General features: G+C 44.1%; 20 protein-coding genes and 1 pseudogene. 16 read left to right on the plus strand and 5 right to left on the minus strand.

From position 1 onward, the window contains the following. Positions 1–5 precede the first annotated feature (5 nt). The 4 genes from KIT51_04345 to KIT51_04360 are packed head-to-tail and all read left to right on the plus strand — an operon-like array spanning position 6 to position 4,101. Positions 6–728: a C39 family peptidase gene (locus tag KIT51_04345; protein ID UYN87503.1), complete on the plus strand. Its 723-nt coding sequence runs from the start codon at positions 6–8 to the stop codon at positions 726–728. A 7-nt stretch (positions 729–735) separates the two neighbouring features. Continuing rightward, positions 736–2,181: a RimK family protein gene (locus KIT51_04350; protein ID UYN87504.1), complete on the plus strand. Its 1,446-nt coding sequence runs from the start codon at positions 736–738 to the stop codon at positions 2,179–2,181. Between the two features lies 1 nt (position 2,182). Then, complete coding sequence (locus KIT51_04355; protein UYN87505.1) at positions 2,183–3,424, plus strand: glutamate--cysteine ligase; 1,242 nt, start codon at positions 2,183–2,185, stop codon at positions 3,422–3,424. 41 nt (positions 3,425–3,465) lie between these two features. Beyond that, complete coding sequence (locus KIT51_04360) at positions 3,466–4,101, plus strand: N-formylglutamate amidohydrolase (GenBank protein UYN87506.1); 636 nt, start codon at positions 3,466–3,468, stop codon at positions 4,099–4,101. Here the strand turns inward: KIT51_04360 and KIT51_04365 are convergent. The 4 genes from KIT51_04365 to KIT51_04380 form a co-directional block, all read right to left on the minus strand. Beyond that, the gene (locus KIT51_04365; GenBank protein UYN87507.1) at positions 4,085–4,501 is read right to left on the minus strand and encodes a hypothetical protein; all 417 of its coding nucleotides are present in this window, start codon (positions 4,499–4,501) and stop codon (positions 4,085–4,087) included. The genes KIT51_04360 and KIT51_04365 overlap by 17 nt on opposite strands. A 185-nt stretch (positions 4,502–4,686) precedes the next feature. Beyond that, entirely contained in the window at positions 4,687–5,583 is an 897-nt protein-coding gene (locus KIT51_04370) for a LytTR family transcriptional regulator (GenBank protein ID UYN87508.1), read from the minus strand. Between the two features lie 148 nt (positions 5,584–5,731). Then, complete coding sequence (locus tag KIT51_04375; GenBank protein UYN87509.1) at positions 5,732–6,343, minus strand: hypothetical protein; 612 nt, start codon at positions 6,341–6,343, stop codon at positions 5,732–5,734. 2 nt (positions 6,344–6,345) lie between these two features. After that, positions 6,346–6,837, minus strand: a complete 492-nt coding sequence (locus tag KIT51_04380) for a sigma-70 family RNA polymerase sigma factor (protein ID UYN87510.1) — start codon at positions 6,835–6,837, stop codon at positions 6,346–6,348. Positions 6,838–6,989: 152 nt separating this feature from the next. On the opposite strand from KIT51_04380, the gene KIT51_04385 reads away from it, so the two are divergent. Both KIT51_04385 and KIT51_04390 read left to right on the plus strand, forming a co-directional pair. Then, positions 6,990–7,889, plus strand: coding sequence for a helix-hairpin-helix domain-containing protein (locus KIT51_04385; protein ID UYN87511.1), 900 nt, complete (start codon positions 6,990–6,992; stop codon positions 7,887–7,889). 28 nt (positions 7,890–7,917) lie between these two features. Continuing rightward, positions 7,918–11,919 carry a DUF4011 domain-containing protein gene (locus tag KIT51_04390; GenBank protein ID UYN87512.1) on the plus strand — a complete coding sequence of 1,334 codons (4,002 nt, stop codon included), beginning with the start codon at positions 7,918–7,920 and terminating at the stop codon, positions 11,917–11,919. On the opposite strand, the gene KIT51_04395 is transcribed toward KIT51_04390, so the two are convergent. After that, positions 11,916–13,235 (minus strand): ammonium transporter, encoded by a 1,320-nt coding sequence (locus KIT51_04395; protein UYN87513.1) that lies wholly within the window; start codon positions 13,233–13,235, stop codon positions 11,916–11,918. The two genes, KIT51_04390 and KIT51_04395, sit on opposite strands and share 4 nt — an antisense overlap. 220 nt (positions 13,236–13,455) lie before the next feature. Here KIT51_04395 and KIT51_04400 point away from each other — a divergent pair. The 10 genes and pseudogenes from KIT51_04400 to KIT51_04445 all read left to right on the plus strand — a co-directional run bounded on the left by KIT51_04400 (position 13,456) and on the right by KIT51_04445 (position 23,493). Then, positions 13,456–15,032 (plus strand): annotated as a pseudogene (locus KIT51_04400) (amidohydrolase family protein). A gap of 111 nt (positions 15,033–15,143) precedes the next feature. Further along, the gene (locus KIT51_04405) at positions 15,144–15,626 is read left to right on the plus strand and encodes a DUF2384 domain-containing protein (GenBank protein UYN87514.1); all 483 of its coding nucleotides are present in this window, start codon (positions 15,144–15,146) and stop codon (positions 15,624–15,626) included. Then, positions 15,623–16,078 carry an RES family NAD+ phosphorylase gene (locus tag KIT51_04410; GenBank protein UYN87515.1) on the plus strand — a complete coding sequence of 152 codons (456 nt, stop codon included), beginning with the start codon at positions 15,623–15,625 and terminating at the stop codon, positions 16,076–16,078. The genes KIT51_04405 and KIT51_04410 overlap by 4 nt, the downstream gene beginning before the upstream one ends. Before the next feature lie 69 nt (positions 16,079–16,147). Further along, positions 16,148–17,932, plus strand: coding sequence for a translation elongation factor 4 (gene lepA, locus KIT51_04415; protein UYN87516.1), 1,785 nt, complete (start codon positions 16,148–16,150; stop codon positions 17,930–17,932). Positions 17,933–17,958: 26 nt separating this feature from the next. Then, positions 17,959–18,246, plus strand: a complete 288-nt coding sequence (locus KIT51_04420; protein ID UYN87517.1) for a hypothetical protein — start codon at positions 17,959–17,961, stop codon at positions 18,244–18,246. Positions 18,247–18,429: 183 nt separating this feature from the next. After that, positions 18,430–19,317 carry a bifunctional 5,10-methylenetetrahydrofolate dehydrogenase/5,10-methenyltetrahydrofolate cyclohydrolase gene (locus KIT51_04425; protein UYN88496.1) on the plus strand — a complete coding sequence of 296 codons (888 nt, stop codon included), beginning with the start codon at positions 18,430–18,432 and terminating at the stop codon, positions 19,315–19,317. 52 nt (positions 19,318–19,369) lie between these two features. Continuing rightward, positions 19,370–19,951: a radical SAM protein gene (locus tag KIT51_04430; GenBank protein UYN88497.1), complete on the plus strand. Its 582-nt coding sequence runs from the start codon at positions 19,370–19,372 to the stop codon at positions 19,949–19,951. A 31-nt stretch (positions 19,952–19,982) separates the two neighbouring features. After that, positions 19,983–20,960, plus strand: a complete 978-nt coding sequence (locus KIT51_04435) for an aminodeoxychorismate synthase component I (GenBank protein ID UYN87518.1) — start codon at positions 19,983–19,985, stop codon at positions 20,958–20,960. After that, positions 20,944–21,540 carry an aminotransferase class IV gene (locus KIT51_04440; GenBank protein UYN87519.1) on the plus strand — a complete coding sequence of 199 codons (597 nt, stop codon included), beginning with the start codon at positions 20,944–20,946 and terminating at the stop codon, positions 21,538–21,540. Before KIT51_04435 ends, KIT51_04440 begins: the two co-directional genes overlap by 17 nt. Before the next feature lie 15 nt (positions 21,541–21,555). Next, a complete protein-coding gene (locus KIT51_04445) occupies positions 21,556–23,493 on the plus strand; it encodes an OmpA family protein (protein ID UYN87520.1) in 1,938 nt (645 codons plus the stop codon). Positions 23,494–23,544: the final 51 nt, after the last annotated feature.

Consider the following 23,544-nt stretch of genomic DNA (forward strand, 5'->3'; position numbering starts at 1 on the left):
GTAATATGCGCAGGGAACTTAATCTTGGATTTGACATTAAAGCACAGCCCGATGAAGTGACCTGCGGCCCTACCTGTTTGCAGGCTTTGTACCAATATTACGGTGATGACGTTGCGTTGAAGGATGTCATCCGGGAGGTAAAGCAATTGAAGTCGGGCGGTACGCTGGCGGTTATGCTTGGTAACCACGCATTGCAGCGGGGCTATAAGGTTTGTATTTATTCCTACAACCTCAATGTTTTTGATCCAACGTGGTTCAAGCATCCTTCAAAAAAAATTGTTCAGTTCCTTAAACAACAAATGGAGTTTAAGCATAAACGCAGGAAATTGCAGATAGCTTCAAAGGCCTATATTAAATTCCTGGAATCGGGCGGTGAGGTTCGTCACCTTGAACTGGATGATAAACTCATCAAAGGCTACCTGAAGAAATCCATACCAGTATTAACAGGCCTCAGCGCAACGTATCTTTACGGAAGTTCTCGGGAAATACCCCAGTTCAACATTTACGATTCCATTAAAGGCGAGCCGGTGGGGCATTTTGTGGTGATTAGCGGATACGATGAAGATAAAAATGCAGTTTACCTGGCGGACCCGATGACACCTAATCCACTCGGCAAGGGGCAGGTGTATAATGTTAGCTTTCCCCGCCTTATCAACAGCATTATGCTGGGCATAGTTACCTACGATGCCAACTTGTTAGTAATAGAACCCGGAAAAAAAATCCGATAACCCTGTTATGCCAAAGCTAATTGTTGTCGAGAACCCTGAACGCTGGCAATTCAAGCTGGAAGATGTTGACGTTATTACGCCCGCACGGTATATAGATGGTGAGGTATACCAGCAAGCCAAGGGCTTAAAAGTTTTAAACCTGTGCAAGTCGTACCACTATCAAAGTTATGGATATTATGTGTCGCTATTGGCCGAGGCCAGGCACCATAAGGTTTTGCCCGGTGTGGCTACCATCCAGGACTTTCGCTTTCCTTCGATTTTACGTGAAGATTCACAGGATTTTGATAACCTGATCCAAAGTGTGTTTAAGAGTTATACAGACGACAGGGTTGAGTTCAACATCTATTTTGGCATCACCAAATCGGAGCACCTGAATAAACTGGCCCGTCATTTATTTCAATATATACAAGCCCCTTCCCTAAAGGCCGTATTTGGCAGACGCAACAAATGGCTCTTGCAAAGCATCAAACCTTTGAGCATTGGTGAAGTTCCTGAAACTGATCTTGGCCTGTTGCAAAAAGGCCTTGAACAATACCTTCAGCGAAAGCGTGAGTACCGGCCCGACAAGAAAAAATATGACCTGGCTATTCTGGTAAACCCCAAGGAAACCAATCCGCCTTCCGATGAAAAGGCTATTCAGCGTTTTATCAAAGCGGCCGACCAGGCAGGTTTTTATACCGAGCTGATTACAAAGAATGACCTGGATAAACTCGTACAGTTTGATGCCTTGTTTATCCGTGAATCAACGTATGTTAACCATCATACCTTCAGGTTTGCAAAAAAGGCACAATCATTAGGGCTTGCGGTAATTGATGACCCCGAATCAATTTTAAAGTGCACCAATAAAGTTTACTTGTTTGAATTGCTGAACGCCAATAAAATTTTGACACCCCGGTCATTTGTCATCAGCAAAGAGAATTATAAAAAATTGCCTGATAAATTACCTTTTCCATTTATACTTAAACAACCCGATGGTGCCTTTAGTAAAGGTGTCTTTAAAATATCCTCTGCCGATCAATTTAAAGAAGTAACCACGGCCATGTTCAAAGATTCAGATTTGCTTATTGCCCAGGAATATTTACCCACACCTTTCGATTGGCGGGTAGGCGTAGTGGATGGTAAGCCGCTCTATGTTTGCAAATACTTCATGGCTTCCGAGCATTGGCAAATCGTAAACTGGAATGCCCAGGAAAGTTCGCGCGAAGGAAATGTAGATTGCATCCCGGTTGATCAGGCACCCTCCGGTTTGATACGTACTGCCTTAAAAGCAACTGCACTCATTGGCAAAAGTTTGTATGGTGTAGACATGAAGGAAGCCGATGGTAAGTTTTACGTTATTGAAATAAACGATAACCCTAATATTGATGGAGGCATTGAAGATAAAATCCTGAAGGATAAATTGTATTCCACCATAATGGACGTATTTTTAAATAAGATCAAAGCCGATCGATAAAATGGTACAACCCCCGCGCATACATCTGTTTCAAGGCTATGGCGTAGAATTGGAATACATGATTGTAAACCAGGAGACGCTGGCCATAAAACCCATTGCCGATGAACTGCTGAAACATGAGTTGGGCAGTTATGGCAGTGACTTTGAAAACGGAATGGTTACATGGTCTAACGAGTTGGTGCTTCACGTGCTTGAATTAAAGTCCACTTTTCCTGAAAATAACCTCACGGTGCTGGAGCATGCCTTTGCGGATAATGTTAAGCGCATCAACGCCATACTTACCGGTTGGAACGCCAAATTATTGCCCACAGGTGCCCACCCTTTTATGGACCCATTGGCGGAAACAAAGCTATGGCCGCATGAAAGCAATGAAGTATACGAGGTCTATAATAAGATTTTTGATTGCCGTGGCCACGGCTGGTCCAACGTGCAAAGCACGCATTTAAATTTGCCGTTTTATGACGATGAGGAATTTGCCCGGCTCCATGCAGCCGTGCGTTTAGTGCTGCCCATCCTACCGGCCTTGTGTGCCAGCACGCCAATGATCGAGGGGCGATTGACAGGCTCGTTGAATACGCGTTTGAAATATTACAAAACCAACCAGTCTAAAATACCATCCATTACTGGCCGGGTAATTCCCGAAGCAGTTTTCTCTAAACGAAATTACCTGAACACGATTTATGAAAAAATCAAGAGCGATATTGCGGTTCATGACCCACAACAGCTATTAAACCCCATTTGGGTAAACTCGCGTGGTGCCATACCACGCTTCGACAGGGGTTCTATTGAAATCCGCATCATGGATGTGCAGGAATGCCCGGCTGCGGATATTGCACTATTGGAGTTGGTCATTGAAACCATTAAAGCATTGGTGAATGGAAAGTTGATTGACCACGATGCACAAATGAGATATAAAACCGACACCCTGGTACAGCTTTTCGATTTGTGTGTTGAGCGTGCGGAAGAAGCTATGGTGCAGGATGCCGAATACCTGAAAATTTTTGGTGCTGATAAGCCTGTAAGAGCGGGTGATCTCTGGAAGTTTATACTGGATTCCTTGATCAGGCGCGGTAACACTGTGTTGGAACGGTGGCGCCCCGAATTGAACATCCTGCTCAACGAAGGCTCATTGGCTACGCGCATTGTAAAGGCACTTCATGGCGATTTAGGCCGAGCTTCTGTTCATAAAGTTTACAGTCAGTTGGCCGATTGCCTGGCTCAAAATAAAATATTCCTCCCCTGATTTACGCAAGCATTGTTATTAGTTGCGAGCATGCCGGAAACTTGGTTCCGGAAAAATTCAAGCCTTTATTTGACGGGTCGGAAGAGTTGTTGCAGTCTCACAGGGGTTGGGATCCTGGTGCGTATGAGGTAGCCACGTATTTGTCCAACCAACTGCATGTACCCGTTTACAGTATGGCGGTTACACGGTTATTGATCGAGATGAACCGTTCGCTCAACAGCACAACATTATTTTCTGAGTTTAGCAGCGGTCTTTCAACTACAGAAAAATCGCAACTTGTGCAGGACTATTATTTACCGTATCGGAATGCTGTTGAAGCGGCCATAGCACATAATGTGAGGCCGGTGCTTCATTTGTCTGTGCACTCTTTTACCCCCGTTTTACATGGAGTTGAGCGAAACGTTGATGTAGGTTTACTGTTTGATCCGAATGTTGCGTCAGAAACAAGGTTTTGTACTGCGCTAAAAAAATCCCTCGAAATCCGTTTGCCTGATCTAAGGATCAAATTCAATGAGCCTTATAATGGAACCGATGATGGTGTTACCATGGCCATGCGAAAAAAATTCCCAGGCACTGAATACCTGGGAATTGAAATTGAACTCAATCAAAAATTTGTAGGTAGCCCAACCTGGTTAAGGATTCAGCGGGCTTTTGGTGAAGCTATTCGTTTAAGCTAACCACTGCATTGCCTTTGGCTTCCGTAATTACCAGCTTTACGATTGAACCCTTTACCTTATTGTTCAGTTCGGCATTCAAAATGAGTTGATAATTTCCGACTTTGGCATTCTCAGCCACTTTAATCGTTGCCACACTGGTTTCGAACATGCCTTCGGCTGGTTCAAATGTTACCGATACACCTTCTGGTAACTGAGACGAGAAACCGAGTTTGGCCTTTGATTTCGTGTAAGTTTTCGAACGGTGGATGTTTACGTTTAACTCGGTTGTTGTTCCGGCCTTTACTTCCAAAGCATTTTTACTAAGCTGAATGGCAAATTCAGTGCGGGGGGCAGTTTGCGCAAATGTTTCTGTTGCCACGGCAACAAAAAACAACAGGATGAACATGTACAGGTTTTTCATGGCGGTTTGTTTTTTAGTGTTGTAAGTACAACGCTAAGGACGTGCGATTGGACGGATTATTTTGGTGGTTGTGGTGATTGGTAACACTTGTGTCAGGAAATGCAAAGTGTTGGGGTGAACGTGATTTTTTTTGGGGTGAGCGGAGGACGCTGAAATAGGACTATGCCTTGGTAAAATCAATTTTTTTAAGAGAGTTCCATTACGTTTTTCCATTGGCTGATCTTCTCCAGCACTTCTTTACCCTTTTGCCGCGACACCGGTATGGCTATGTCAGTGTCCAGGATTTTTAATTTATAGCCATTGGTATTTCCCGAAACCATATCAATAGCATTGATATTGACCAGGTATGACCGGTGGCAACGCATGGTAAACGAGTTATCCATCTGGCTTTCAATGCTTTTAAGATTTGCCCGCAATAACTTTTTTTGAATACCTTCTCCATTTTTCCAAACCACAGTGGAGTAGTTGTCATCGGCCTGCACATACAGCAAATCGGGCAGGTTGATGGAAAGGGTCTCGCTCGTATCGGAATGCAGTATAATGGTATTGGAATGACTGCTTTTGGGGACTTCTTTTTTAAGGGATTGGATTTTCTGAAGCTCGGTATTTGCTTTCAAGGCATCCTTAAGGGTTTCCTGCAGCATAATGTTGCGCAGAAACAAAGTAGTTAACGCAATAGGAATTATGCCCCTAAGCACAACCCTGCTGTTGGCTTCAATAATGTTTTCCCAAACTGTTTTTTCGGGGCATATGTAATAAATATCCACCACCGAAGCGGCAATACCGATCAGGACCAAGTGCCATATATTTAGGACAATATATTTTTTAACCGTCCAGCTTACAGGATCGAACCAAACCGGGAAAAGCCTTGGAAGAAGTATTATATTGATTGCCAGGCAGATAAATGTAATGCCGGCAAACAGAAGATGTTGGGGCAAAGTAAGGTCAAGGTCATTCCTGCTCCGGAAAGCAATCATAAAGGCAAACACAAACAATGTGATTACTGCAATGAGGCCTAAATTTTTGCGGTCATCATTCAGGTAAAAAGGAAAGGGCGTATTTAACTTTTCTGCCAATTGCATGGTACTCGGAAAACGGAATTTTCAGGCTAAAGTTCTCCCATTGTCATCAATCAATTGTTAACCCAGTATCATCTGGGATCGGTACAGGTTCACCCATGGGAATTTTGGGGTGAAAGGTATTGGTTTTGGGGTAAAAAGCCCGGGTATTTCACCCCTGAAGTTCCTGGAGAAGCGATCGGAGCTTATCAATGTGGTTGCCGTAGAGTTTTTTCAGGTACCAATCGGTAATACGGTAAACCCCAGCCATAAATACCACCGAAAGCACAATAAATGAAATGGTGTATACCGGTCTTTCAAATTTTTCAAAAAACCTGTCAAAGCCAGATTCAAGCGCCCCAAACAATAACCCCAGAGCAAAAAATAATGGATAAAGGATGGCATAGCTGCGTTTATAGAATTTCATATAGGCATCCAGTTTTTTCAGCAAGTGTGTCAGGTTATCCTTCAGGTTTTCATGCCCCGAATCGTACTTATTTAACAGGATGATTTTCTTCACATAGTATAACGTGAACGATACCAGCAGGATCACCAAGCTGATGATCGTCCACATCAAGGCACCATCTTTCAGGCTTAGGCTGTAACCCACCAACGCAAGCATGCATAGTATGGTGAAGACAAGTTCGAACCAAACGTTGCGCTTCAGTTTATGGATCAGGGCATTGCTGCGTTTGCCCAGCATATCAAGAATTTCCTTCTCGTTTTTAGTTTCGAAGGTTTCCTGCTGCTTCCAAATTGATTTTAAGTCATCCAGTTCTTCCATGGTCATGGATTCATAAGTTTCCTAAGTTTTTCGCGTATCCGGTTCATGCGCACCCGTACGTTGTTTTGCGTAATGCCAATGGTTTCTGCGATTTCATCGTAAGGGATTTCATCCAGGGCCATCATAATAATAGCCCGCTCAATCTCCGAAAGCTGCCGAATGCTCCATTGGAGTTTTTGCAGGTTTTCCTCATGATGATCCGAAGATGAATCGGATATGTTGAAATGCCTTTCGTTCAGGTCTTCCGTTTGCAGGCCGCGCTTTTGTTTTCGTAAACCCGATATGGCCGTGTTCAGTGCAATGCGGTACATCCAGGTGGTTATCTTGGAGTCTCCCCGGAACGTATGGAAAGACTTCCAAAGCTGGAGTACAACTTCCTGAAACAAATCGTTGCGTGCCTCCCGATCGGTTTCATACAAATTGCAAACCTTGTGGATAAGCCCCTGATGCTCGTTCACCAGGTTAACAAAAGATTTTTCTTGGTCGCTTATCAAAACAGGCACTTCAATTGGTATGTCGAAAGATAAGAAAGATAATTACAGGTATCGAAATGCCATGAATCCTAACGCTTGTATCCAAAAGTTTTGAGGGCATCGAAAAGTATCATCCTGCTTTTTATTTCGAAACCATATACATAGTTTGGACTATGGACCTAACCCGGTGGATCAGGAATTTTTTCAGTTTTTCGCGAAGCCAAACGTATGGCTTTCTGGTGCTTCTTCCGGTGGTGGTAATGGTTATTTTTTCTGCCCCGCTTTACCGTTGGTGGGAGGGCCGTCAGCCACGCGATTTCTCACCTGAACAAACGCTGTTAGACAGCCTTGCAGCCACCTGGAAAAAAGATGAATTGAACAATACACCCACGGAAGAACTGGCTCCGGTAACGTTGTATCTGTTTGATCCCAACCTGACGACAGCGGAGGAGTTGCTGGCCCTGGGGTTTTCTGCTGGGCTAACAAAGCGCCTGTTAAATTACCGCAAAGCAGGAGGCAAGTTTAAAATTAAGTCAGACCTGCTTAAACTTTACGGAATGGACTCATCGTTTTACAAAGCCATAAGGCCATTTGTTTTGTTACCGGAAGCCCACAGAAAAAATGATGGATCATCCGTAGCCACAGAGCGACCGATAATTAAACAGGCTGAAATTAAATTTGATATTAACCGGGCTGATACCGTGCTGCTTAAAAGCATCAACGGCATTGGCTCCAAACTGGCCAAACGGATTGTCATCTTTCGCGAGTCGCTGGGTGGGTTTATTTACCTTAACCAACTTTATGAAGTTTATGGCCTCGATTCAACAACCGTTCAACGGCTTCAGCAGGCATCTTTTGTTCAGCCCGATTTTTACCCACGCATGCTTAATATTAATGAAGCTACAGAAGCTCAACTGGGAACTCATCCGTACATTTCGAAACGAATGGCCAAGGCTATTGTAACTTATCGATTCCAGCATGGGCGCTACCATTCCATTGATGACCTTCGGAAAATTGTTAATGTGGATGATGCCATGTTGTTAAAATTAAAACCCTATATCACGGTTGACTAACCAGGCACAAGCCATATTGCAAACCTATATGCGCAGGCTTACCAGCCTGAGTGGCAATAACCGTTTGTTGTTGTTATTGCGGCTTCACAGCGAGCAGTTGATGGATTTACAACAACTCAGTCAATTAAACGGTGAACCGGCCTTTGCAATTATCAAGGCCCTTATTGCCGGTAAGGATAAAAAGATTTGTCCGTTGTTGGATAGCCGCATGGAAGCGGTGAATGAAGCCAGTAAAAAATTAAAGCGCTTACAGCGTATCGACAAATTTATTTTTGAGGAGCGCGGTTCGAACGACTTACATGTGGGCTGGCCGGTTATTCGTGGTAAACTGGCTGATGGTACCCTGGTGCGTACCCCACTACTTTTTTTTCCGGTAAGCCTGGTACAGGATGAAACCACTTGGGTACTTAAACTTCGAAAAGAAGCTGGCACCACATTAAATAAAACTTTTTTGCTGGCTTTTTCCTACTTCAATCAGGTAAAGCCCAATGAAGAACTATTGGAAGCTGATGTTGAAGATTTTGATACCGACAGTACTGTTTTTCGTACACAACTTTACCAACTGTTAAGGGATCGCATTGAAATTAATTTTAACCCCGATACATTTTCCGATCAACTGCTCCCATTTCACGAATTCAAAAAGGAAGAGTTCAACCAATTGCACCGCAATGGGGAACTGAAACTTTTTCCCGAGGCCGTGTTGGGAATTTTTCCGCAGGCGGGGTCGCAGTTGGTGCCGGATTATCTCCAGTTGATTGAAGAGAATCAATTCAACACGCTTGAAGCATTGTTTGCTTCAAAAAACCAATCGCAGGTTGGCAGGCTGTTCGATGACCCTGTATCGGTTAACCTGGGTGTTAAGGAAGAAAAAGTCCATACCGTTTTCCCAATGGATGCCTGGCAGGAGCATGCCTTGAAATCGGTTAAGCTAGGCCGTTCATTGGTGGTACAAGGCCCGCCCGGAAGCGGTAAGTCGCAACTGATCAGCAACCTGATTGCCGATTGTATCGCTGCAGGTAAACGTGTACTGTTGGTTTGCCAGAAGCGGGTAGCGCTTGATGTTGTATACGATAGGCTTACTTCCGTTGGCTTGAGTGATTTTGTGGGATTGATCCATGATTTTCGCGATGACCGCAAAGAAATCTACACGAAAATTGCACGCCAGGTTGATCGTTTAGAGGAATATAAAATGGTAAACCGCGGAATTGATGCCATTCAAACCGAGCGAAGGTTCAACCAGGTATGCCGAAGGATTGACCAGTTAACCGAAGAACTTGAGGAATTCAGAAGGGCTTTATTTCACCGTGATGAATGTGGGCTTAGCGTGAAAGAATTATACCTAACCTCAAACCCGGCCCTGGAGGGTATTAATGTTACGCAAATCTATCAACAGTTTCATTTTAACGCGCTGGATGATTTTTTAAGAAGACTTAAACAATACGTGCGCTATGCCCAACGCTTTGAGCAAGATGGATATGCATGGCGAAACCGTGTTTCGTTTTCCACTTTTTCGCTTGCTGATTTTAAGGCCATAGAACATACCGTGATGGATATACCGGCATTCCAGTGGGCACTATCGCAACAGCTTGAAAAAATTATGGGTGTATCGTTGAACCTGGAAGATTGCGAAACCTTGCGCAACCGAAGGGAAGCGGTGGACGAAATGGTGAATTTACTGGCCGATGAAACTGCCTATACTTTTTTTAAGGCCATGGCCGATGAGAAAGATGACGAGACCAGTTTGTTGTGGTTACAGAACATGGAGCGACTGGTACTTAATTGTTTCGATTCGCCCGGTGTTGAAGATACGTTGCGTCCCGATCAGATAGGGGTATGCCAGGGTGCTTTGCAACAACGCATGGTGGCACGCAGGAGTTTGATACGAATGGTTCGGTGGGAACTTTTTTCTCAACATAAATTTTTCCTGAAACGTGTTTTAATTGGGAACGGGTTGCCCTACACCAAAAACGGGTTGCGGGTACTTGAAGCACGGATCGATAACCGGCTAAACCTTGAGCATCATCTTACTGCATTGAAAGCCCGGCCCTGGCTTATCGACCTTCCGCAAGAGTATAACCAGAAGAGTTTTAAGAAATGGTTTGAAAAGCAAAAGCATGCCGTTCGTGCAAAGCTTATTTTCAACTCACTACGTGAAATAAGGAAGGGCATACAACCTGCTGATTTCACGCGTGACGAGTTTATCAGGCTTATCTGGACAGTGATGGATGCCGTGCAGCCGGCAGCGGCACACCGCGAACAGTGGCAAAAATTTTTGTCGCCCTACCAGGTTAATCGACTTATCCATGAACCGGAGAAGGCAGAAGAGTTGGTTGCAGCATTGAGAAATGATTTCGATCACCTCAGGGAATTTGACCAGGTGAAAGAGGGTTTATTGCCCCACGAAAAGGAAGTGATAAACCGGATTGCAGATAAAGCTCAAGCCTGGGATGCAGACGTTTTTGTGAACATGTTCCAGAACAGCCTGCGCATTGCGTGGATCGAACACATTGAAATGAAATACCCTGTGTTACGTTCAGCCTCAACCTTAAAAATGGCCGATATGCAGGAAGAACTGCAACAATTGGTATCAAAAAAACTGGGCATGAGCAAGGAAATACTTTTGTTAAGAGCCCGTGAGGGCATTTGCGAAAGCATTGAGTACAACCGGCTAAACAACCGCATTACCTACCGCGATTTGTATCACCAGGCCACAAAAAAGAAAAAAATCTGGCCGGTACGAAAACTGGTTGCTGAATATGCTGAGGAAGTGTTTAAACTTATACCGTGTTGGATGGCCTCTCCTGAATCCGTCTCTGCCATATTTCCCATGCAACAATTGTTTGACCTGGTTATTTTTGATGAAGCCTCCCAGTGTTTTGCCGAGCGGGGTATTCCCTCCCTATACCGTGGCCGACAAGTGCTTATAGCAGGCGACACCAAACAACTTCGGCCGTTTGAATTGTACCAGGCGCGATGGGACGAAGGCAGCGAAGATATTGAACTGGAAATTGATTCATTGCTGGAACTTACTTCACGTTATTTCGATACTTCATTTTTGAATGGCCATTACCGCAGCCAATCATTGGAGTTGATCGATTTTTCAAACCATAATTTTTATCGGGGCAAGCTTCAGCTCATGCCTGATAGAAAAGTTTTGGAGCAGAAAAAACCTGCAATCAGCTATATTCTTGTGGATGGAATTTGGGAAAATCAAACCAATCAACGTGAGGCCGAGAAAGTGGTTGATGTTGTTTTAGAGGTGATGCGCCAGCATCCTGAAAAGGAAATTGGGGTAGTGTCGTTTAACCAACCACAACAGGAACTTGTACAGGATTTACTGGACAGTTCGGCTGCAAAAGCCGGCCTTGCATTGCCACAATCTATATTAATTAAGAACATCGAAAACGTGCAGGGCGATGAAAGGGATGTTATCATTTTTTCCATTGGTTATGCCGCGGATAAAGCCGGCAAAATGAACATGCACTTTGGCAGCCTAAACATAGCCGGTGGCGAAAACCGGTTAAACGTTGCCATAACCCGTGCGAGGGAAAAAATTATAGTAGTGGCCAGTATTTTGCCGGACGCACTGAAACTACAGGGCATAAAAAATGACGGGCCAAAACTTTTGAAGCAGTGGCTTGAGTATGCCCGTGAAGTGTCGCTTGGCAAATTTGTTCCTCGTGTTGTTGCCGAGGCTGGTCATCATCCCGACTGGTATTTAAGCTCGTTGATCTTGCGCTGGAGTAACCTGGAGAAAACACCAATGACGTTTAAGGCCCACAACTTGCCTGGTGCGGATATTGTTTTAGAGCAGGATGATTTACCGGCAGGAATTATTTTCACCGATGATGAGATTTATGAACAGATGTTTTCAGTTAAAGATGCTCACGTTTATACACCGGGCTTACTGGAGCAGAACCACTGGACGCACCTTCGGCTTTTTAGTCGCAATTGGTGGATAGACCGTGAAAAATTGCAACACGAGGTAGCCCGGTACATCTACCAACTTAATCAGGCAAAGGCAAGTTAATGTGGACCTGATGAAGTTAGTTTAAGGGTTTCGCCATGCTGGCTGATATCTAGCCCAACAGCCTCCTCTTCCTTGCTCACGCGCAACCGGGTTATCAGTGACACAATTTTGTAAATCAATAGCGAGCCAAAAAACGTGAATGCCCCTACAATTACCATCGCCAATAAGTGGTATAAAAATGTTTTCGTTTCGCCATAGATAAGCCCAACCTCACTGGCAAAAACACCGGTCAAAATCATGCCCACCATGCCGCCCACACCGTGGCATGGAAAAACATCCAGTGTATCGTCAATCGATGTTCGTTGTTTATAATAAACAGCCAGGTTGCTTACAAGGGCAGCAGCAAAACCGATAAACACACTTTGACCAATGGTAACAAAACCGGCAGCCGGTGTAATGGCCACCAATCCTACAACTGCAGCAATGCATGCGCCCATGGCCGATATTTTTCTTCCCACCAGGGCATCGAACATAACCCAGGTTATCATAGCGGATGCAGTGGCCATGTTGGTAGTGGCAAAAGCCTGAACGGCCAGTGCATCGGCAGCCAGGGCCGATCCGGCATTAAAACCAAACCAGCCAAACCAAAGCATGGCTGTGCCTAGGATAATAAAAGGAATATTGGCCGGTTGATGTGAATTGGTTTCACGTTTTCCCAGCACTACAGCCCCTGCCAGGGCGGCAAATCCAGCCGACATGTGAACCACGGTGCCACCTGCAAAATCCAACACGCCCCAGTTGCGCAAAAAGCCATCGGGGTGCCAGGTCCAGTGGGCAAGCGGTGTGTAAATGAACAAGGCAAAAAGACACATAAAGATCAGGTAGGAGGTAAACTTTACCCGCTCGGCAAAACTACCGGTAATAAGGGCTGGAGTAATTATGGCAAATTTTAATTGGAACAAACTGAAAATGAGAAAGGGTATTGTAGCAGAAAAATCGGGGTTGGGTGCCAGCCCAACATTTTTAAAGGCAAAAAAGGTTGTTGGGTTCCCGATAAGTCCATGAAAGCTTTCGCCAAAGGCAAGGCTAAAGCCTACCACATACCAGAGCAAACTGATTACACCGAGTGCAATAAAGCTTTGCAACATGGTGGAGATCACATTTTTAAAACCCACCATGCCTCCATAAAAGAAGGAAAGGCCGGGCGTCATAAACAAAACAAAGGCAGTCGCAACAATCATCCATGCGGTATCAGCTTGGTTGATTTCCCCCGCTTCTGTAGTCGTGGCGTCTCCAGACGTTGAGAAAAGGGCAATAATCTGCAACAGAATAATCAGTCCAAAGATTACAATGTAGCGGGGTTTTGGTTTGCTCATAGCTATGATTGACTATTTTTTTACCCAATTTTACAACCAAAGGGTAAAAAATGAGCCTAATTTTTAAAAAAAGTATAGAAATCGATTGAAATAGGGTAATAAATGTACCTGCTGATTGGGAAAGTCAGTTTTCAGCAGTTAACAAACATTACCCTGTCGTCATTCTCTTCGTTTTGTTTTCGAAGGAAGTTGTTTAGCTTTTGCTCTTTAACAATTCCCTATGAAAAAATTTCTTTACCTGTTCAGCCTCATTACCGCTCTTTCATTAGCGCAAGGGCGCATGAGTGACGCTCCTCTCGCAAAAGAAGGAGATGGCCCTTATACGCAGCTTATTATCCGTGGTGTAATCCTTATTGATGGTACGGGTGCACCTCCCATCGGGCCTGTTGATGTTGTGGTGAAACAAAACCGTATTGAACGGATTGTAAACGTAGGGTATCCGGGTGTGCCTATTACAGAAGAGAGAAGGCCTAAGCTGGAAGCAGGAGGCAAAGAACTTAACGCTGAAGGCATGTACCTGACACCCGGGTTCATTGATATGCACGGCCATATTGGTGGAGGACAAGCGCCTAATGCCGAATATGTTTTTAAATTATGGATGGCCCATGGTATTACCACGGTACGCGATCCATCGGCAGGCAATGGGTTAAACTGGGTGCTGGACCATAAGAAGAAAAGTGCAAATAATGCTATTACTGCCCCGCGCATCCACGCTTATACCTCGTTTGGCCAGGGAAGCGATAAACCCATCAGCACACCGGAAATGGCACGCGAGTGGGTTCGTGCGAACAAAGCAAAAGGCGCAGACGGTATAAAATTTTTTGGGGCAGCTCCGGATATAATGCAGGCTGCCCTGGAAGAAAACAAAAAACTTGGTTTACGATCAGCTTGTCATCATGCCCAAATGGATGTGGCACGCTGGAATGTGGTAAAATCCGCTCGTGCCGGTCTAACCAGTATGGAGCATTGGTATGGATTGCCGGAGGCACTGTTCACCGACCGCACCATACAGGATTATCCGTTGGATTATAATTACCAGAATGAACAACACCGTTTTGAAAATGCGGGTAAGTTGTGGAAGCAGGCTGCTCCTCCTTATTCAGAACATTGGAACAATGTGATGAATGAACTCATCAAACTTGACTTCACGCTGGACCCACCTTTAATATTTACGAAGCGAGTCGTGATTTGCACCGGGCGCGCAGGGCCGAATGGCATGAAGACTACACGCTTCCGCAGCTTTGGTCATTCTTTCAACCCAACCGCAGGGCCCATGGCTCGTACTGGTTTGCCTGGGGCACGGAGCAGGAAGTAAACTGGCGCGAGAATTATATGTTATGGATGAAATTTGTAAATGAATATAAGAACCGCGGTGGCCGCGTAACGACTGGTTCCGATTCAGGTTTCATTTTTCAGTTGTATGGCTTTGCTTACATACGCGAACTGGAGCTTTTACGCGAGGCAGGCTTTCATCCGCTGGAAGTTATCCGTTCAGCTACTTTATATGGTGCACAAGCCCTGGGCGTTGAAAAAGAGCTGGGCTCCGTTGAAGTAGGCAAGCTTGCTGACTTTGTATTGATCGATCAAAACCCGTTAGAAAATCTTCAGGTATTATATGGAACGGGTGCTATTAAACTTTCGGATGATAACAAAGCCATTCGGGTGGGTGGTGTTCGGTATACTGTTAAAGATGGCATTATCTATGATGCCAAGAAGTTGCTGGCGGATGTGAAAAAGATAGTGGATGCCGAAAAAGCAAAAACGGGTTTCGTTTTGAAACAACCTGGTGTGGAGTAATTAGCCATGAAAACACCAAAACACAAAGTGGGATAAAGCAAAAATAAAGTTCGTTTGGGCAAACTGAATTCGGACAAATTTCGTTACATTAGTGGACAAATTTCCGAAGTCATGAAACCCCGAAAATACACCCGAAAACATTCTCCCACTGAAGTGCATGAGCCTGTTGTGGCGTATGAGAGGGCCCAGCAATTGGCCGCACATCAATTGTTGGAAATTGAACCCGCAAAGGTGAGTGAACCCCTCAACCGTGTGGAAACCTTCCGAAAAGGATTGCGCAAAAAATCGTTTGAGCGTTTAAAGGAAGTTACAGGTTTAGATAACGAAACGCTGGCAACAGCATTGGCAGTATCGTCTAAAACCATTCAACGCACGCAGGTTTTTGATACCGTGCAATCGGAAAAAATGTATGCTTTGGCTGAGCTTTATGCCACCGGTATTGAGTACTTCGGTAAGGAGGGGTTTAAACGTTGGATGGAACGACCACTATTTAGTTTGGGAAATGTTACCCCCATTAACCTCATTGATGTTTCTGAGGGTATCAGCGTTTTAAAAACTGAAATCATGCGTTTGCAACATGGGGTTGCCGTATGATTTTTTACCGCATTGCCCGAACTGAATTTTGCGATGTTACCGGGGAGGGTGCCAAGCGATATGGCGGGCGGTGGAACCTACCGGGTTATCCGGCATTGTATGCAAGTGCCACCATTTCAGCAGCTTTGCTTGAACGGCTTACCATCGATCCGGAGCTTTTTGCGGCCGAGCGGTACGTGTTGTACTCAGTAATGGAATTTAATTGCCCTGACCAGCTGATTGAACAGCTCCGCTCAAAAGACCTGCCCAAGGGTTGGGATAGTATTCCTCCCCAACACGCTTCACAGGCATTCGGTACAGCCAGGTTAAAAGAAGGCATTTTATGCTTCAGTATCCCCTCGGTTGTCGACCGTACCTCGTTGAATTTTGTGATAAACCCGATCGGTAAAAACTTCAACAAAGTGTCTTGGAAAGTTTTTCCATTAAAGCTGGACCATCGGATTGTACGGTAATCCCAGTCGCTGAAATCGCCCAATAATTCCTACTTTTGCTGTTCTAAAATTTTGAGGAACTGACGGGGTATGGAAAACATCCGCAATTTTTGCATCATCGCCCATATTGATCACGGTAAAAGCACCCTGGCCGACCGGCTATTGGAGTTTACCGGTACCCTTACCCAGCGTGAAATGCAGGCCCAGGTGCTGGATAATATGGATTTGGAGCGTGAAAAGGGCATTACCATAAAGGCTCATGCCATTCAAATGAATTATAATCAGGATGGACAAGAGTACATTCTGAACCTGATTGATACCCCCGGCCATGTCGACTTTTCGTACGAGGTGTCACGCTCTATTGCGGCTTGTGAAGGTGCCCTGTTGATCGTGGACGCCAGCCAGGGCATTGAGGCGCAAACCATATCCAACCTTTACCTGGCGCTGGAGCACGACCTGGAAATTATTCCGGTGATGAATAAAATTGACCTGCCCCATGCCATGCCTGAAGAGGTTACCGATGAGATTGTGGACTTGATTGGTTGTAAACCCGAGGATGTTATCCGCGCCAGTGCCAAAGAGGGCATTGGTATTGAAGATATTTTAAAAGCCGTTGTACATCGTATAAAGCCACCCAAAGGCGATCCGGCCGCACCGTTGCAAGCCATGATTTTCGACTCGGTTTTTAATTCTTTTCGAGGCATTGAGGTTTACTTCCGAGTATTCAATGGCTCCATTAAAAAAGGTGATAAGGTAAAGTTTGTCAGCACAAATAAAACGTATGAAGCGGATGAGATTGGCGTGCTGAAGATGAACAAACTGCCAAAGGAAGAAATTAGTGCCGGTAACGTGGGATACCTCATTTCCGGTATTAAAGAAGCAAAAGAAGTTAAAGTGGGGGATACCATTACCCATACCGACAAGCCAGGCGCTGCCATTAAGGGTTTTGAAAATGTTAAACCTATGGTATTTGCCGGTATTTACCCGGTGGATACAACCGAGTTTGAAGAACTGCGGGCTTCCATGGAGAAGCTTCAGTTAAATGATGCCTCACTGGTGTGGGAGCCTGAAACTTCTGCTGCTTTGGGCTTTGGTTTCCGTTGCGGTTTCCTGGGTATGCTACACATGGAAATTATCCAGGAGCGCCTCGAGCGTGAGTTTGACATGACAGTGATCACTACTGTTCCCTCCGTACAATTCCTGGCGGTTCGAACAGATGGTACGACATTCGAAATCAATGCACCTTCCGAAATGCCCGACCCGAACACGGTTGACCATATTGAAGAGCCCTACATTAAAGCCCAGATTATTACCAAGTCCGAATTCATAGGCGGCATCATAAAACTTTGCATGGATAAGCGTGGGGTGATCAAGAATCAATCGTACCTGACCACCGACCGTGTTGAACTTTCATTTGAAATGCCGTTGGCAGAAATCGTATTTGACTTCTTCGATAAGCTTAAGACAATATCCAAAGGATATGCTTCATTAGATTATCACCTGATCGGGTTCCGTGAATCGGATATGGTGAAATTGGATATTCAACTAAATGGCGAAAAAGTAGACGCACTTTCTGCCATTGTACATCGAAGCAAAGCCTATGAATGGGGCAAAAAGTTATGCGAGAAGTTGCGTGAGCTACTGCCACGTCAGATGTTTGAAATTGCTATTCAGGCAGCTATCGGCCAGAAAATTATTGCCCGCGAAACGGTAAAGGCCATGCGCAAAAACGTGTTGGCAAAATGTTATGGTGGTGACATCTCGCGAAAGCGCAAACTACTGGAGAAGCAAAAGAAGGGTAAGAAGCGTATGCGCCAGGTCGGCAATGTGGAAATTCCACAAGAAGCTTTTATGGCCGTATTAAAGATTGATTAACTTTAATAGATAATTAGTAATTATTTATGGAGCGAAATTATGATGAGGTGATATCAGATATGCTGATTCAATTGGCTGCAATTGAAACAGCTCTTGAAAGGCAGAACGACCGAATGGAGTCATTTGATAAACGCATGGAACTTACTATTCGTAGAATGGTAAAGGCAGAATCCAGGCTGGATCAACATGAAAAAAGCATGGAGGCCTTCAATAGAAAATTAGAGCAATCTATCAAAGATCAGCGTGAGTTTAGCCAGATGCAATCCCAAGTGAATCGTTACTTTCTCAGTAAAATAAAGAATGCGAAAAAGTAGATCGAAACTGAGAAAGCGTACTCTAGGAAGTAGCGTGAGTATCGTACAGGTAAATCGCTTAGAAGCAAAACTTTCGAAAAAGAAAATTGAATTGCTTGAGATCAAAGCTTTGCATAAGAAAATTGCACGTGAGTTTATTGACCTATGGCTGGAAACCAGAAGGTTGAAACGAAAAATGACAAGATGATAGAAACTTCAACCTACACATTAATTGATGGCCGCAAGGTTGCTTCCCAAATCAAGGAAGAGATCATTCAACGCGTTAGTGAATTAAAGGCCGAGGGAAAGAAGGTGCCGCATCTCGCTATTATTTTGGTGGGCGATGATGGCGCCAGTCAGACCTATGTGGATCATAAAGTAAAGGCTTGTAAAGAAGTTGGTTTTCATTACACCATGATGCGATTTGCCGATACCATCAGTGAGGAGAAGTTATTGAAGCATATCGACCAGGTGAACCGTGATCAGGATGTGGACGGTTTTATTGTTCAGCTTCCGTTACCGGCACATATCTCTGTCGAGAAAGTTACCGAACATATTAAACCCGATAAAGATGTTGATGGGTTTACCAATAGAAATTTCGGAAGTATTGTTTCAAAAAATCCATTGTTAATGCCCGCTACGCCTTTCGGTGTGATGGAATTGTTGAAGCGTTACAACGTAGAAACTGAGGGAAAGAATTGTGTTGTTGTTGGGGCCAGTCGTTTGGTAGGTGCTCCATTAAGCATGATGCTGATTGAACATGGAAGGGCTACCGTAACGGTTTGTCATAAGTACACCCAAGGCCTTGCGAATTTTACCCGGCAGGCCGATATACTCATTGTGGCCGTGGGTAAACCGGGTTTGATAACAGCCGACATGGTAAAAGACGGAGCTGTTGTTATTGATGTTGGAACAACACGCGTGGAAGGACCGCAATACAAAAACGGTTTTGCCCTTAAGGGTGATGTTGATTTTAAAAATGTTGCACCTAAATGTTCGTTCATCACACCTGTGCCGGGTGGTGTAGGTCCCATGACCATTGCCTCTTTGTTACTGAACACCTTACGGGCGACTGAACTTCGTAATGCCTAACTCATCTAACATTATTACTCAAACTCATACGAACACAAATGCCCTTCCATTAATGGAAGATTTCTATACCATTCAGGGTGAGGGGTACTTTCAGGGGCATGCAGCTTATTTTATCCGGTTAGGCGGATGTGATGTAGGATGTGTTTGGTGTGATGTAAAGGAATCGTGGGATGCCGCTGCTCATCCTCAGGTTTCAGTTTCCGAAATGGTTGATCGGGCAAAAAGCAGTGGCAGCAACATTGCAGTGATTACCGGTGGTGAACCTGCTATGTATGACCTGACAGAACTAACAGTTGCACTGAAAGCAGAGGGCTTGCGTACGCACATAGAAACTTCAGGCGCATATCCACTAACCGGCACGTGGGATTGGGTTTGTTTTTCACCCAAAAAATTTAAAGCACCTGTTGCATCCGTGTTTGCACAAAGCCATGAATTGAAGGTGATTATTTATAACAAAAGTGATTTTTCGTGGGCGGAAGAATTCGCAGAGAAAGTGAATTCACCGTGTAAATTATTTTTGCAGCCCGAGTGGTCGCGTGAAGAGGAAATGCTTCCGTTGATTATTGATTACGTGAAACAAAATCCCAAATGGCGGATATCCCTGCAGGTGCATAAGTACATGGATATACCATAGTGTATCAAAAGCTGTTCAAGCAAAAATTCAAATGACAATTAACGAGTTTGTCAGAACATTAAATCAATGGGGAACTGATCGGGTTCCTTTTTTCTTTTTGATTGATTTTGAATTGCAAAAACCACAAGCGTATCGGTTAGATGAAATTGGTTCTCATGAAATTTTATATTTCTTCAATGGGTTTTCCAATGGCAATGACAATCCGGTAAAGGCTGACAAGGGAATTCTTTTGAAAAATAAGTATCCCGTTGATTTTTCTACATATGAGCAACGTTTTGATAAAGTGATTCAACACCTCAGGTATGGCGACTCCTTTCTTACCAACTTCACCATAAAAACAAAAATCGAGTTGCATCTTTGCTTACGGGATTTATTTTTTACCAGTAAATCGAAATATAAACTGTGGTACAAGGATCAGTTCCTGGTGTTTTCACCGGAAACATTTGTTCAAATCCACGATCAAAAAATTTATTCCTTTCCCATGAAAGGAACCATTGATGCTCACACTGCCAATGCCCGTGAGGTTATTTTAAATGATCCGAAGGAAATGGCGGAGCATATTACGATTGTTGATCTGATCCGGAATGATTTAAGCCAGGTAGCTTCGGATGTAAATGTAATGCGTTTTCGGTTTATCGAGAAAATCAAAACGAATCAAGCTACGTTGTTGCAGGTAAGTTCTGAAGTGGTTGGCAATCTTACAGCAGACTATAACGAACGATTGGGTGATATACTTATCGCTCTGCTACCTGCCGGATCTGTTAGCGGTGCACCTAAGCCAAAAACGCTTGAGATAATTCGTGAAGCTGAGGGTGAGGAGCGTGGGTATTATACTGGTGTGTTTGGTTATTTTGACGGAACAAATCTTGATAGTGGCGTGATGATCAGGTTTATTGAGAAATCGGGTAATGACTACGTTTACAGAAGTGGAGGAGGAATCACTACTCAAAGTTTAGCGCAGGCAGAATACGAAGAGGCCATCCAAAAAATCTATGTCCCGGTTAATTGAATCGATTTGCCTGAATGATGGAGTATTCCATCGTTTGCCGTACCATCAGATGAGAATGGATAAATCAGTTTGCGAAATTCTTCATCAGCAAAACGAAATTCAGTTAGAGGATTTTCTATATGCACAAACCTATCCGACCCAAGGTTTATTCAAGTGTAGGATCATTTATGATAACCGTATTCATAGCATTGAATTCATACCCTACAAAACTAAACCTGTTTCTAGTTTAAAGATAATAAGAGCAGACAGCATTGATTATGCCCATAAGTTTGAAGATCGGTCGGCCCTTCATCAACTTTATCAACTCAGGGAGGATTGTGATGATATCCTTATTGTTAAAAACGGATTTCTTGCTGATTCATATTACAGCAATGTAATTTTATATGATGGCGCTGATTGGTTTACTCCCTCAACTCCGCTATTAAACGGAACAATGCGTCAAGCCCTGCTCAAGGATGGAAAAATCAAAGAGGCAACAATTCATTTATCCGACATTCGTTTATTTAAGAAATTAAAACTGATCAACGCGATGCTGGGTTTAGATGGTCCCGAACTTTCTATATCGCAAATAGTTTTTTAGTTTTAATCCATGTACATGAAAGTAAAGTGTTGGAAGGTTTTAGTATTTTTACTTTTTGGATTGTTTCTCCTTCCGGTAGGGGCAATCGCCCAAGTGCAACTCAGCACAAAATCAAAAAAGGCCATTGAGCTTTACAACCAGGCAGATAATTATCGTGTTCGTGGCCAACACGAGCAAGCCATTACCCTTTTAAATCAGGCTATCGCCAAAGACAAGAATTTTGCGGAAGCTTATTATCGGCTTGGGCTGGTTTATATGAACATGAAGAATTATCCTTCAGCTATTTCCAATTTTGAAAAGGGCCTTACACTAACCACCGATCCCAAAAAGCAAAAGGTATACTGGTTTGATCTTGGGGAAGCGTATCTGATTACCGGTCAATACGACAAGGCTGTTAAGTATCTCACTGATTTTGTAAAAGTCGAAAATCAAAATCGTCAGAAGGCTGAGCGCGCGGAACAATTACTAAAAAATGCCGCGTTTGCACAAGCTAATGCTGCAGTGAATGCCGAATGGAAGTTGAGGCCATTGAGCGACACAGTAAACCGTTTTCCATTGCAATACTTTCCGGTGCTTACGGCCGATCAGCAGGAGTTATTTTTTACACGCAGGCTGGGCTCGTCTGGTGAGCATGATGAAGATCTGGTGGTTTCCAGAAAGGATGATCACGGTCGGTGGACAAGCCCTGTTTCGATTTCAAAAAATATCAACTCTGTATTAAACGAAGGCACCTGTGCAATTTCTGCTGATGGCCGAAAGCTGATTTTCACTTCATGTATGGGGCGGCAGAGTTTTGGGAGTTGCGATTTGTATCAGAGTATCAAAATTGGAAACGAGTGGACGGAACCGGTTAACCTTGGGCCAAACGTTAATTCAAGCGAATGGGAATCGCAGCCGGCCCTTTCGGCTGATGGCCGTACACTTTATTTTGTGTCCGACAGACGTGGCGGTTTGGGCAGGCGCGATATCTGGGTTTCTTCCCTTGACGAAAAGGGGCAATGGGCCAAAGCCAAAAACCTTGGGCCACCGATAAATACCCAGTATGATGAGATATCCCCCTTCATACACGCCAATAACAAGGTTTTGTATTTTGCTTCAAAGGGTCATACCGGATTTGGAGGATATGACTTGTTCTCTTCGGAAAGGACGGAGCAAGGTTGGTCTGAACCCATTAATATAGGCAGCCCGATCAATGATTTTGAGGATCAATTTTCCTTATTTATCACTGCTGATGGGAAAAGGGGCTATTTCTCTCATGAAGAAACTACTGGACAGGGCAATACCCGAAGCCGCATTTATGAGATCCAGTTTCCGGAAGACCATCAGGTAAGGTACAAAAGCAATTTTGTAAACGGTACAATTCGCGATAAGCAGACAGGCAAGGAGCTTAAGGCTACCATTGAATTATTCAATATTAACAGTAATCAAATTGAAGCTGTGGTTGAGTCCGACTCCATCTCGGGCGATTACCTGATGGTACTTACACAAGGGGCTGAATATGCCCTTTACATCAATAGAAAGGGGTATTTATTCACCAGCTCCAACTTCAATTACTCGGAAAGAACAGATTTTGAGCCAATTCGGATGGATTTTGCGCTGGAGCAAGCCAAAAAGGGATCTTCAGTGGTGTTGAACAACATCTTTTTTGAAACCAATAAATACGACCTGCAGGGAAAATCAATTACCGAATTACAAAAGATTATTCGGTTTTTGACCGAAAGCCCTCAAATCCAGATAGAAATAGGAGGCCATACCGATAATACCGGTAACCCTGCTTACAACCTTCAATTATCGGAAAAAAGGGCACTTTCAGTTTATAACTACCTGATTAACAATGGTGTAAATAGAAATAGCATAACTTGGAGAGGGTATGGGCAATCTCAGCCTGTGGCTACGAATGATACCGAAGAAGGCAGGGCGCAGAACCGTAGGATTGTGTTTAAAATCCAATAAATCCGAAACGCCTGATAACCAATACATGAAGGTCTTGCAATAAAATTTCGG

The sequence above is a fragment of the Cyclobacteriaceae bacterium genome (assembly GCA_025808415.1).
Lineage (GTDB): Bacteria > Bacteroidota > Bacteroidia > Cytophagales > Cyclobacteriaceae > UBA2336.